At 68.5% G+C, this 12,526-nt stretch carries 10 protein-coding genes and 1 pseudogene; 6 read left to right on the plus strand and 5 right to left on the minus strand.

Features of this window, described 5'->3' with window-relative positions:
* Window positions 1-99: 99 nt before the first annotated feature.
* Entirely contained in the window at window positions 100-1,152 is a 1,053-nt protein-coding gene (locus tag BW991_RS10940; protein ID WP_076602145.1) for a Glu/Leu/Phe/Val dehydrogenase dimerization domain-containing protein, read from the plus strand.
* A gap of 63 nt (window positions 1,153-1,215) precedes the next feature.
* Here the strand turns inward: BW991_RS10940 and BW991_RS10945 are convergent.
* Window positions 1,216-1,668: pseudogene (locus BW991_RS10945) on the minus strand (YidB family protein); the annotation flags it as partial.
* 120 nt (window positions 1,669-1,788) lie between these two features.
* Here BW991_RS10945 and BW991_RS10950 point away from each other — a divergent pair.
* Window positions 1,789-2,649: a cation diffusion facilitator family transporter gene (locus BW991_RS10950; RefSeq protein ID WP_076602286.1), complete on the plus strand. Its 861-nt coding sequence runs from the start codon at window positions 1,789-1,791 to the stop codon at window positions 2,647-2,649.
* A 46-nt stretch (window positions 2,650-2,695) separates the two neighbouring features.
* Here BW991_RS10950 and BW991_RS10955 read toward each other — a convergent pair whose 3' ends face one another.
* Window positions 2,696-3,373, minus strand: a complete 678-nt coding sequence (locus tag BW991_RS10955; protein ID WP_076602147.1) for a cytochrome b/b6 domain-containing protein — start codon at window positions 3,371-3,373, stop codon at window positions 2,696-2,698.
* 325 nt (window positions 3,374-3,698) lie between these two features.
* Here BW991_RS10955 and BW991_RS10960 point away from each other — a divergent pair, with 325 nt between their 5' ends.
* Window positions 3,699-4,301, plus strand: coding sequence for an EAL and HDOD domain-containing protein (locus BW991_RS10960; protein ID WP_076602148.1), 603 nt, complete (start codon window positions 3,699-3,701; stop codon window positions 4,299-4,301).
* Window positions 4,302-4,314: 13 nt separating this feature from the next.
* Here the strand turns inward: BW991_RS10960 and recQ are convergent, their stop codons facing one another.
* On the minus strand, window positions 4,315-6,144 hold the full coding sequence (recQ, locus tag BW991_RS10965) for a DNA helicase RecQ (protein WP_076602149.1): 1,830 nt from the start codon (window positions 6,142-6,144) through the stop codon (window positions 4,315-4,317).
* Between the two features lie 176 nt (window positions 6,145-6,320).
* On the opposite strand from recQ, the gene BW991_RS10970 reads away from it, so the two are divergent.
* From BW991_RS10970 to BW991_RS10980, 3 genes are all read left to right on the plus strand, one after another.
* The gene (locus BW991_RS10970; RefSeq protein WP_076602150.1) at window positions 6,321-6,593 is read left to right on the plus strand and encodes a hypothetical protein; all 273 of its coding nucleotides are present in this window, start codon (window positions 6,321-6,323) and stop codon (window positions 6,591-6,593) included.
* A gap of 10 nt (window positions 6,594-6,603) precedes the next feature.
* Window positions 6,604-8,838, plus strand: a complete 2,235-nt coding sequence (locus tag BW991_RS10975) for a putative bifunctional diguanylate cyclase/phosphodiesterase (RefSeq protein WP_076602151.1) — start codon at window positions 6,604-6,606, stop codon at window positions 8,836-8,838.
* Between the two features lie 127 nt (window positions 8,839-8,965).
* Complete coding sequence (locus BW991_RS10980; protein ID WP_076602152.1) at window positions 8,966-10,963, plus strand: ATP-binding protein; 1,998 nt, start codon at window positions 8,966-8,968, stop codon at window positions 10,961-10,963.
* Between the two features lie 14 nt (window positions 10,964-10,977).
* Here the strand turns inward: BW991_RS10980 and rfaE2 are convergent, their stop codons facing one another.
* Together rfaE2 and BW991_RS10990 are read right to left on the minus strand one after the other, a co-directional pair.
* Window positions 10,978-11,466: a D-glycero-beta-D-manno-heptose 1-phosphate adenylyltransferase gene (rfaE2, locus tag BW991_RS10985; protein WP_076602153.1), complete on the minus strand. Its 489-nt coding sequence runs from the start codon at window positions 11,464-11,466 to the stop codon at window positions 10,978-10,980.
* Between the two features lie 86 nt (window positions 11,467-11,552).
* Window positions 11,553-12,470: a MerR family transcriptional regulator gene (locus tag BW991_RS10990; protein WP_076602154.1), complete on the minus strand. Its 918-nt coding sequence runs from the start codon at window positions 12,468-12,470 to the stop codon at window positions 11,553-11,555.
* Between the last annotated feature and the right edge of the window lie 56 nt (window positions 12,471-12,526).

Here is a 12,526-nt window from a genome sequence, read left to right on the forward strand (position 1 = left end):
CCCCTGCTTCACCCCCCCCTCGCAGCAAACCTTCCGCCACGGCCATGAGCCGTGGTGGAGGGGGCGTTGCACCCTTTCCAGACCAATGAAGGAGACATCATGAGCGTTTTCAACCTGAGCGATTTCGCCGACCACGAACAGGTCGTTTTCTGCAGCGACGAGAAGAGCGGCCTGAAGGCCATCATCGCGGTGCATAACTCCAACCTCGGCCCGGCGTTGGGCGGCTGCCGCATGTGGCCCTACGCCAGCGAAGAGGAAGCGATCCGCGACGTGTTGCGCCTGTCGCGCGGCATGACCTACAAGTCGGCGATGGCCAACCTCAAGCTCGGCGGCGGCAAGTCCGTGATCATCGGCAATCCGCGCACCGACAAGACGCCCGAGCTGCTGAAGGCCTTCGCCCAGGCCGTCGAGCGCGTCAATGGCCGCTACATCGCCGCGGAAGACTCCGGCACCGGCGTCGACGACATGAAGTTCATGTCCCAGTTCACCCAGCACGTCGCCGGCATCGTCGACAAGCCGTCCGAAAACGGCACCCGCAGCGGCGACCCCTCGCCAGCGACCGCCTACGGCACCTTCGTCGGCATCAAGGCTGCCGTGAAGGAGCGCCTCGGCCGCGATTCGCTCGCCGGTCTGAAGATCGCCGTGCAGGGCCTCGGCAACGTCGGCTTCGACCTCGCCCGCCAGCTGAAGGAAGCCGGCGCGCAACTGTGGGTCACCGACATCCATCGCGAGCCGCTGCTGCGTGCCGCCAAGGAAATCGGCGCAACCGTCGTCGCGCCGGACGAGATCTTCGGCCTCGATGTCGACGTCTTTGCCCCGTGCGCGATGGGCGCGATCATCAACGACCAGACCATCCCGCAGCTGAAGGTCAAGATCGTCGCCGGCGCCGCCAACAACCAGCTCGCCGAACCGCGCCACGGGCTCGCGCTGATGAACAAGGGCATCCTCTACGCGCCCGACTATGTCATCAACGCCGGCGGCATCATCGACGTGTATTACGAGCGCACCGGCAACTTCGACCGCGCTGCGCTCAAGAGCCACGTCGAAAGCATCTACGACAACCTGATGGAAATCTTCGCGCGCGCGCGCAAGGAAGAGCGTCCGACCGGGGAAGTCGCCGACGCGATCGCCGAGGAGCGCTTCAAGCGCTGAGCGGCGACGCGCGGCCGGCGCCCCCAAGCTCCGCGGAGGAAGGGGGCCGGCCGCGGCGCGCGATCAACCGCGCAGGAGTTTCGACGCCAGGTCCGCCAGGCCGTCCGGTATGGCGTTGTCGTCGGGCACGCGTCCCTGCGGCGTGAGCTGGTCGATGAGTTGCGGCAGCAGTGCCGCGAGCCCGCCCGCCGCCTCCTGCTGCGGGATGCCGAGCTGCTTCGCGATGCCGCCAATCGTGTCGGCTCCGAGCGCGTTCGACAGCTGATCGCCGTCGATCACGGTGTTCGGGCCGGTACCGACCCACGACGCCGCCGCATTGCCGAGCCCCGCGTTCTGGAACCGCTGCAGCAGGCCGGCGAGTCCGCCCGGCTGGTTCTGCAGCAGGTTCATCGCGATCTGCAGCAGCGCGCCACCCGTTCCCTGCGCTCCCTGCTGCTGCCCGCCGCCCAGCATGCTTCCCAGCACCTGGCCAGCCAATCCGTCCAACAGTCCCATCTCGGTCTCCCCGGCGTTTGCGACAGAAAGGGCATTGTTGGCGCTTCGATCCTATTCCGCAAGCATCATCGGTGCTGGCCATTGCGCGTGGGGCCGGCCCGCGTGGTTTACCATGTCGGCCATCGCAACGTTACCGACATCATGCGTACGCTCACTCCCCAACAGGCGCTGCTGCTCTCCGTGGCCGCCGCGCTCACGACCATCGGCATGAAGACCGGTGCGTGGTGGCTCACCGGATCGGTCGGCTATCTTTCGGATGCCCTCGAATCCCTCGTCAACCTCGCCGGTGCGTCCTTCGCGCTGCTGATGGTGTCCTTTGCGCGGGCGCCGGCCGACCCCGGACACCCCTACGGTCACGGCAAGGCCGAATACTTTTCCGCCGCCTTCGAGGGCGTGATGATCTTCATCGCCGCGCTGGCCATCCTGTTCGTCGCCGGCGAGCGCCTGCTTCATCCGCAGCCGTTGGGCGAATTGGGCATCGGCACCGCGTTGTCAGTCGGCGCGAGCCTGGTCAACTTCGTCGTCGCACGCATCCTCTTCCAGGTCGGGCGCGCGAACCGTTCGCTGGCGCTGGAGGCCGACGCCCGTCACCTGATGACGGACGTGTGGACCACCGCCGGGGTGGTCGTCGGCGTCGCGCTCGCGAGTGCAAGCGGCCTCGGCTGGCTGGATCCGATCATCGCCGCGGCGGTCGCGCTGAACATCCTGCGCGAGGGCTGGGGGCTGATGCAGCGCTCGGTCGATGGGCTGATGGACCGGGCGCTCGCCGCCGAGGAAATCGAACGCATCGAGGCGGTGCTCGCGTCATTCACCGCCCGCGGCTGCCACTTCGCGAACCTCAAGACCCGCGTTGCCGGCGCGATGCATTTCGCGCATGTGGACATCCGCCTGCCGGGCGACTGGTCGGTCGCCCGCGCCCATGCGCTTGCCGATGAAGTCGAGCGGGCCGTGGAGGCACAGGCCGGCGCACGCCTGACTACGCATGTGGAGCCCGCCGAATGAGCTTGCTGCGGGCCCGATTGCGTGCCCGCATCGGCAACGGTGAAGCTCAGCGTTGCTGCTTGACGTGGCGGGCGCGTTCCTCGGGCGTCCACACCTTCCCCGAGCCCTCGCGGTGTTCGCGCCGCGTGAAGGCCGACTTGTAGCCGGTGAACATCGCGAGCACGTAGTTCTGCCTGTGCCACCAGGTCGCCCACAGCACTCCGCCAAGGTGAAAACACGCCAGTGTCAGCAAGGCCTTCGCCATGAACTTGTGGATCACCTCGAGATTCTCGTCCCACAGCGTCGGCACGATCTCGGCCAGCGGACCTTCGAGCTGCTGCGCGCCGTACAGCATCGTGCCGATGACCGTATTGCATAGCAGCATCGCCAGCAGCAGATACACCATGATCGCGCCCATGGGATTGTGGCTGAGATATTCGCGAGCCTTGCCCATGCGCAGGGCGGAAAGCAGATACTGCACCGTCTCGTCGACGCTGTAGGTGAAGGCCGAGAAGCGGGCGTATTGCGTCCCGACGAATCCCCAGACGATGCGGACCACGATCAGCGTGAAGATCGTGTACCCGGCGTAGGCGTGCAGCGGGAATTTGTCGGTGACCAGATAACCGGTCGTGAAGGACACGACCAGGGTCCAGTGGAAGATGCGTACGAGCATGTCCCAGACCTTGATCCGGGTCCGTTCGGAAACTGTGCTTGCCTGCAGGCTGGTTGCGTGCGGGTCGTTCATGTCTTGTATGTTTCGTGTGTCGCCGCTGGCGGCGGTCGGGGTCGAAAATCGATTCTGAAACACAATTTTACCAGTCGACCTTGCGCGCCCGGATGATTCGGGTCGAGCCAGTCGTTAACAAGTTGGCAATGCTCTGTTGCGTGGTGTGTACGGACGACCGGTCCCCCACTATCGGTGGGGAAAATGACCCGAATTAACGCCGGTGCCTGGGGCAATTCGCAACTCCTGTCGGCGGGACCCGCGGTCGGCGCGTTAGTGAGGGTACGGCACGAGTATTGCTCGTTACCGTTGCGGGGCAGGAAATTCGCCCGCGGAGGAGGCAACCATGAAATCCAGGAACGACGTCTTTCTCGCGCGCCAGCCGATCTTCGACCGGCAGCGCAAGGTTGCCGCCTACGAACTGCTCTTTCGCGAAGACGAATCGGGCGAAGCCCGCGTCACCGACGACGCGCGCGCCACGGCGCAGGTCATTGCGCATGCCTTCGGCCGTCTCGGCCTGAACAGCGTGATCGGCGGCAGTGCCGGCTTCGTCAATGTCGACGCGGAAATGCTGATGAGCGGTCGCGTCGAACGCCTGCCGCGCGATCGCGTGCTGCTCGAACTGCTGGAAACGGTCACGATCGACTGCGCCGTTGTGGAGCGTTGCTCCACATTGAAGCACCTCGGCTACCGCCTCGCCCTCGACGACGTCTGCAGCGTGAGTCGCGAGATGGAGCCGCTGCTGGACATCGTGGATGTCGTGAAAATTGACATTCTTCAGCTCGAGCCCGAAGCGTTGGAGCTGCTGGTGCGCCGCCTGCGGCTGCATCCGGCGAAGCTGCTGGCGGAAAAGGTGGATACGCTGGAGCGAGCCCGCCGTTGCGTCGAGCTCGGTTTCGATCTCTTCCAGGGCTACTTCTTCGCCCGCCCGTCCCTGCTGATGGCCTGAAAGCCGCGCGCGATCAGACTTCGCGCGCGATCTCGGCGACGATCGACGCCCCGTAGGCTTCGAGCTTGCGATCGCCGATGCCCGAGATATGTGCGAGTTCCTCGATGGATGCCGGCCGCGCGAGCGCGATCTCGCGCAGCGTGGCGTCGTGAAAGATTACATACGCCGGCACATTGCGCTCACGGGCGGTCGCCGCACGCCAGGCGCGCAGGCGGTCGAACAGCGTCAGCGGCACGCCGTCGAGGATCTCCATGCGGGTGCTTCGCGTGCGCTTGGTGCGGCGCTTCTCGGGCGCGAGCCGCAGCGCGAACTTCGACTCGCCGCGCAGCAGCGGCCGCGCCAGGTCGGTCAGCGTCAGCGCGTTGTGGCGGTCGTGGTCGACGGCCAGCAGGCCGCGCGCGACGAGCTGGCGGAACAGCGTGCGCCAGGTCTTCTCATCCACGTCGGCGCCGATGCCGAAGGTGCTCACCTTGTCGTGCTCCCAGTCGCGCGCCTTGTCGGTGAGCTCGCCGCGCAGCACGTCGATCACGTGGCCGGCGCCGAAACGCTGCCCCGTCCGGAACACCCCCGACAGCGCCTTGCGCGCGGCGTCGGTCGCGTCCCAGGTGCTCGGCGGTTCCAGGCAGTTGTCGCAGTTGCCACAGGGCTGCCCCGTCTCGCCGAAATGTGCGAGCAGATGCTGGCGGCGGCAGCCGGTGGTCTCGACCAGTCCGACGAGCGCGTCGAGGCGCGCGCGGGCGCGGCGCTTGAAGTCCTCGTTGCCCTCGGATTCGTCGATCATGCGCCGCTGCTGCACGATGTCCTGCGCGCCCCAGGCCATCCACGCCTGCGACGCGAGGCCGTCGCGGCCCGCGCGGCCGGTCTCCTGGTAGTAGCCTTCGATCGAGCGCGGCAGGTCGAGGTGGGCGACGAAGCGCACGTCGGGCTTGTCGATGCCCATACCGAAGGCGATCGTCGCGCACATCACGATGCCGTCCTCGCGCAGGAAGCGGCTCTGGTTCGCCGCGCGCACGTCCTGCGGCATGCCTGCGTGATAGGCCAGCGCGCGGATGCCCTGTTCCTCCAGCCACGCGGCGGTCTCCTCGACCTTGCGCCGCGACAGGCAATAGACGATGCCGGCATCGCCCGCGTGGTCGTCGCGGATGAAGGCGAGCAGCTGGTTGCGCGGGTTGTCCTTGTCGACCATGCGATAGCGGATGTTCGGCCGGTCGAAGCTGGAGATGAAGCGGCGTGCCGTGGCGAGCCCCAGGCGCTGCGCGATCTCCTCGCGCGTCTCGGCGTCGGCAGTCGCGGTCAGCGCGATGCGCGGCACGCCCGGGTAGCGTTCCGACAGCACCGAGAGCTGCAGGTACTCGGGGCGGAAGTCGTGGCCCCATTGCGACACGCAGTGCGCTTCGTCGATCGCGAACAGCGCAATGCGACCGGCCTCGTGCAGGCGGTCCAGCGTCGCCAGCAACCGGCCGGTGAGCAGGCGTTCCGGCGCCACGTACAGCAGGTCGAGCCGGCCGCCGACGAGGTCGCGTTCCACCGTGACGGATTCGTCGGCCGCCTGGCTCGAGTTCAGGTAGGCTGCCGCCACGCCAGCCTCCTTCAGGGCGCTTACCTGGTCCTGCATCAGGGCGATCAGCGGCGACACCACCACGGCAGTGCCGGGGCGCAGCAGGGCCGGAACCTGGTAGCACAGCGATTTGCCGCCCCCGGTGGGCATCAGCACCAGCGCGTCGCCGCCTGCCGTCACGTGTTCGACAACGGCCTGTTGTTCGCCGCGGAAGGCGGTGTAGCCGAAGACGTGTTCGAGGACGTGTAGCGGGGAAGTAGGGGTGTGCGCGGTCATCGCTGGCATTCTACCGGTGCCGCCCCGGGCGATACAGACCGGGAAGCGCGATTGCGGACTCTTGCCGTGATGCATTCGGCATCGGCGCCGGCGGGGTTGCGGCGCCGGGGTTCGACGCAGGGCGATGACGGTGTTATCGTTCGACTATTACGAAAGTTGCGGATTGTGCAAGGTTGGGGGGTCCCATGCGGAAGACCAACGTTTCGAAGCTCTACGAGGCCTATCCTCACCTCAGGCGGATCGACGAGCTGTGGGGAACGCGCGACTGCCGCGAGTTCATCAACCGCCTCATGAACGACACCCGCGACGGCCAGCGGCGGGGTTTTCCCGGCGACCATGCGCGCACGATCCTGCGCCTGCTGATGGAGCATGATCGCGAATTTCCGCAATTCGAGGAAAACATCACGTCCGACTGGCGCGACACGGTGGGCGAGTCGCGGCGGGGAATCCAGGGGTGACGTGGCGTAGATGAATCATCCCGATGACGAACTGCTCGAATTCGCTGCCGAAGCGCAGCTCGCGCCTGCCGCCGTCTCTGCCCGGTGGAAGGTCGCAATCGTCGACGACGACGAAGACGTCCATCGCAGTACCGAGCTGAGCCTCGCCAACACCGAGATCCTGGGGCGCCCGCTCGCCTTCCTGCACGCCCGGTCGGCCGCCGATGCGCGCGCGCTGTTCGCCGAAGAGCGCGACATCGCGGTGATCCTGCTCGACGTCGTGATGGAAACGCAGGATGCCGGCCTGCGTCTCGTCGACGAGATCCGCCACCATTTCCACATGCACGACGTGCGCATCATCCTGCGCACCGGCCAGCCCGGGTACGCGCCGGAACTCGACGCGATCCGCGACTACGACATCAACGACTACAGGAACAAGTCGGAGCTCTCGCGTACGAGACTGTACGCGGCGCTCACCGCGGCGATCCGTGCCTACCAGCAGATCCGCATCGTCAATGCGAGCCGGGCCGGACTGGCGCACATCGTGCGCGGCAGCGCCGAACTGCTGCACTGCGAGGGGCTCGCCGACTTCGCGGGCGGCGTCATCACGCAGATCGCCGGGCTGCTCGCCTTGCCCCCCGAGGGGCTGGTGTGTGTGCGCCGCGATGCCGGCGCGCCGTGCGAGGTCATCGCGGCGGCAGGCCGCTTCGGCCATGCCTGCCGCCAGCCGCTCGACGCGCTGCAGGATCCGGCCATCCGCGCGATCCTCGAGCGCGCGCTGACGCAGCGTGCGAACGTCGTCGAACCGGGGCAGGGCATCGCGCTGTACTTCGGCTCGCGGCCCGGACGCGATCTGGCCGCCTACGTGGAAACCGGCTACCTGGCCGACGAGCTCGATCCGACCCTGCTGGAAGTGTTCTGCGCGAACGTGTCGGTGTGTCTCGACAACATCGAACTGGTGCAGCGGCTCAATGAATACTCGTACTTCGATCCGCTGGTGCATCTGCCCAACCGCCGGCAGCTGCTCGAACTGCTCGACGCCCACCTGCACGAACGCGAAGGCCGGCGCGGGGTGCTTGCCGTCGTGGATGTCGACCATTTCGGCGAGATCAACGGCGCCTTCGGCTATCACTACGGCGACGCGCTGCTGAAGGGTGTCGCCGCGCGCATCGTCGCCGGCTGCGGTGCGAGCGCCCGGGTCGCGCGGGTCGGCAGCGACAGCTTCGCGGTGTTCTGGGCCGCGCACGACGCCGACGTGAGCTGCCTCGACGGGCTCTTCGCCGAGCCGCTCGAGGTCGAAGGCGAAAGCATCATCGTGTCGGTGACGGTCGGCATCGTCCGCCTCGACGACGTCGGCGGGGACGGCAGCGAGGCGCTGGAGGACGGCTACCTCGCGCTCAAGCGCGCGAAGCAGGCCGAGCGGGGGTCCGTCGCGCGCTACAACCGCGGCGTCAGCGAGGAGATCCGCGGGCGCGTGAATCTCCTGCACAACCTGCGCGGCGCCTTCGGTGCGAACGAACTCTTCCTCGTCTTCCAGCCGCAGGTCGAACTCGCCTCGGGGCGCTGTGTCGGCGCCGAGGCCCTGCTGCGCTGGCGCACGAGCGACGGCGCGATGATTCCCCCCGACCGCTTCATCCCGCTGGCCGAGCGCTCGGGCCTGATCGTGTCGATCGGCGAGTGGGTGTTGCGGCGTGCTTGCGAGGAGGCCGCGCGCATGGCGCAGGCGGGGCACGGCGCGGTGCGCATGGCGATCAACGTCTCCGTGATCCAGTTCCGCGATCCGCACTTCCTCGGCCGGCTGCGTGCGGCGATCGAGGACAGCGGCGTGTCGCCACGGCAGATCGAGCTGGAGATCACCGAGTCGGTCGCGATGGGCGAGGGCGACCGCATGATCGAGCTGTTCGGGCGCGTCAAGGCGATGGGGCTGGATATCGCGATCGACGATTTCGGCACCGGCTTCTCGTCGCTGAGCCAACTGCAGCGCATGAACGTCGATCGTCTGAAGATCGACCGCGCCTTCATCAACGACATCGGCGGTGCCGGCAAGGGCGGCGATATCGCCGGCCTCGTGTGCGGGCTGGGTGACCGGCTGGGCATCGAACTGATCGCCGAGGGCATCGAGCAGGCCGAGCAGGCCGGGCGGCTGCAGGCGATGGGCTGCCAGCTCGGACAGGGTTATCACTTCGCGCGGCCCATGCCGGCCGACGACTGGCGCGTCTGGCTGGCCGAGCACTCGTGGGGATCGGACGCGCAGCGCGGATGGTGAGTGCGCGCGGCCTGCCGCACCATGCAATGTGCGCGATGACGGGCGCTGCGCCGGAAGGCATGGCCGCGGTTCGCTCCGGCGATGACCGTTGCCGCGTGACTGCAGGATCTGCCGCGAGCGTCGCCTGATGCGCCCGGTCCGCCTCTCCCGGCTGCTCTTCCTGCGTTCGCTGCTGGTCGCGACGCTGACCTTCGCGGTCGTCTACGGCCTGATGGACCTCTGGCTGCTGCCGCAGATCGACCGCGACACGGCCCTGCGCCAGCACCAGATCTCGCACGCCGTCGCGGCCCAGATCGAGGCGCAGGTCACGCGTCCGGAAGCGGCGGTGCGTGCGATCTCGCAGGTCCTGGTGACGGGCGATCCGTGGAGCCCCGAGGCGGTTTCGGCGCTGCTCGATCGCCTCGTCGACAGCAATGACGCCCTCGCGGCCGTGTACGCGGTCGACGATGGCGGCAGGATCTTCGCCGCGGGGGTGCCGCCGGCGCGCCGCCCGTCGCGTGGCGAGTTCGTCGATCGCGACGTGTCGATGCATCCGCTGGTGGCGGCGATGAAGCGCGCGCCGGGCGTGCATTGGTCGGACGTCGTGCTGTCGCCGTCCACGGGCGATGCGCTCGCGGTCGTCGCCGTCCGCCATGCGGGGGTGACGCTGTTCGGGGAGTTGTCGTCGGGGCCGCTGCTGCATGCCGTTGCCGGCGTGATGGACGACGGCGGGCTGCGCACGTTGCTGCTGGACGGCCGCGGGGCGCTCCTCGGCGACACCGCCGGCCTGAAGGCCGGGACGGTGCCGGTGCTCGCCGATGTGCCGCACGGGGCGCGGCACGATCACGACGACGGCAGCCGTCAGGTGCTCCTGACAGTGGACGGCATCGACATGATCGGCAGCAGCGTGCCGGTATCGCCGCTGGGCTGGCAGGTGCTCGTGATCCGGCCGCAGTCGGAGGCGTTCCGCGCTTCGCGGAGCGCCGAGCTCATCATGCTCGTCGGGCTGGCCACGGCCTGGATCGTCGGCCTGGTCGGCGCGGCGATCCAGGCCGGCTATTTCGGCCGCCTGTTCCGCGACCTGTCGCTCTTCGCCCGTGGCGTCGAACGGGGGCGTTACGATCTGGAGTGGAGGCCTTCGCGGGTGCGCGAGTTCAATCGGCTCGCCGCGACCTTCCAGCACATGGGGCAGGCGATCCGCGAGCGCGAGGGGGCGATCGTGGCGAGCCAGGGGGAACTGCAGGAGCTCAACCAGACGCTCGAGGCGCGTGTCGCCGAGCGCACCGAGGCCCTGCGCCGGAGCAACGCGGAACTCTCCGCGGCACTCGACACCTTGCAGCGGACGCAGGAGGAGCTGGTCCAGTCGGAGAAGATGGCGGCGCTGGGGGCGCTCGTCGCGGGTGTCGCGCATGAGCTCGGCACGCCGCTGGGCAACAGCCTGATCGCCGCGAACACCGTGGGCGACCAGACGCGCGCCCTGCGGCGCGAGCTCGAAACGGGGCTGCGTCGCTCGACCCTGGAGCGTTACCTCGCGGACGCCGAGGCGGGCAATGCGATCATCGAGCGCAACCTCGAGCGTTCCGCGGCGCTGGTTGCGAGTTTCAAGCAGGTGGCGGTGGACCAGTCGAGCGCACAGCGCCGCGAATTCACCCTCGGCGAGGTCGTCGACGAGATCGTCATGACGCTGCGGCCGTCGCTCAAGCGGCTGCCCTTCCGCCTGACGATCGAAGTGGACGCCGCATTGCGCCTCGACAGCTACCCGGGGGCGCTCGGGCAGGTGCTCGCGAACCTCATCAACAATGCGGTGCTGCACGGGCTGGAGGGGCGCAGCGAAGGCGAGGTGCGCATCGTCGGTCGCGCGGACGATTCCGACTGGGTGTTGCTCGAAGTGAGCGACGACGGGCGCGGCATCCCGGACGAACTGCAGGGGCGCATCTTCGAGCCCTTCTTCACGTCGCGCCTCGGCAAGGGGGGCAGCGGCCTGGGCCTGCACATCGTGCACAGCCTGCTGTCGAACGTGCTCGGCGGCACGATCACGGTCGACAGCCGCCTCGGGGCGGGGACGACGATGCGCGTGCGCCTGCCGCGTGTCGCCCCGCTGACGGCGCAGGCGGGCGTGGCCGCAGGAGTGCCGTCGGCGGGCTGAGCGCCGCGTCGGCGTCAGAGACTGCGGATGCGCCCGATCAGGGCGGTCGTCGAGCGGTCGTGCTCGAACGGGATGGAATGCACCGTCCCGCCCCAGCCGCTCACTTCCGTGGCGCCGACGATGCGGTCCACCGGCCAGTCGCCGCCTTTCACCAGCACCTCCGGGCGTGCGTCGAGGATGCGCTGCAGCGGCGTGTCCTCGTCGAACCATGTGACGAGATCGACGCATTCCAGCGCGGCCATCACGGCGGCGCGGTCCTCCAGCGGATTCACCGGACGGTCGTCGCCCTTGCCGAGCCGCTTCACCGATGCGTCGGTGTTCAGCGCGACGACCATCGCCGCGCCGAGCGCGCGCGCCTGCGCGAGGTAGGTGACATGCCCGCGGTGCAGGATGTCGAAGCAGCCGTTGGTGAACACGAGCGGGCGCGACAGGGCCGCGGCGCGGGCGCGCAGCTCCCCGGGGGGGCAGATCTTGGCTTCGAAGGCGGGGCGAGGGTAGGGCATCGGTTCCTGACGGCGGGACGGGGACCGCGTGCGGTCCCGGAAGGCGCGATTCTAGCGCGCGCGCCCGGGATGCGCCTGCCGACGCGTCATGCCGGATGCGCGGCGCGCCACTCCGCGAGGGCGGCGATGCCGTCGTGCAGGTCCGCGATGACGCGGATTCCCGGCAGCTTGCGCTGCTGCTCGCGCACGGCCTGGCCGCCGGCCCAGAGTGCAATGCCGGCGGGCAGGCGCGCACGCAGCGTGGTGAGGCCCTCGACCGCCTGGCGGGGTGGATAGGCGGCGCTGAAGGACAGCGCGACGACGTCGATCCCGCCCTGCGTGGCGGCGTGCTCGATGTCGGCGAGCGGCGTCTGGGTGCCGAGCGAGGTGCAGCGTGCGCCCTCGGGCGCGAACATCGCCTCCGCCATCAGCAGGCCGAGCGAATGCAGTTCGTTCGGGAAGGTCGTGAGCAGGATGGACGGCGACCCGCCATGTCCGCCTTGGCTCGCGATGGCGCCGCGCAACACGTTGTGCACCTGCTCCGTGTACAGGTGTTCGCCGGCCACGCTCAGTTCGCCGCGCAGCCACGCCTGCCCGACCGCGTCGGTGAGGGGGGTGAGCGTGTCGGCGAGAAAGCGCTGCAGGCCCTGTTTCAGCAGGCTCTGTTGCAGCGCGCGCTGGAGCGCTGCGCCGTCCTGCCGCTGCATGAAGGCGAGCAGGGTGTCCCAGCCTGCGGGGGCGGCGGGCGGAGCGGCCTCGGGCGACGCCTCGAGCAGCTGTGCGAGTTCTTCCGTGCTGGCCGCGACGATGCGCGACGGGCGCAGGCCCTGGTCGAGAAGGCGGCGGATGAGGCGCAGTTTGTCCACCTGTGCGGCGGGGTACACGCGCTCGCCGTTGGCGTCGCGCAGGGGCTGCGGAAAGCCGTAGCGGCGCTCCCATACGCGCAACGTGTCCTTGGGCAGCCCGGTGTCGCGCTCGACCGCGGCAATGCCGACGCCGTCGGAGTGGTTGGTGAGATTTTTCATTTGTCGTGGACAAATCCTTGACGCAGTGTGCGAATGGTTCTAAGTTAGAGCCGTGT

The organism is Aromatoleum tolulyticum (assembly GCF_900156155.1).
Taxonomy (GTDB): domain Bacteria; phylum Pseudomonadota; class Gammaproteobacteria; order Burkholderiales; family Rhodocyclaceae; genus Aromatoleum; species Aromatoleum tolulyticum.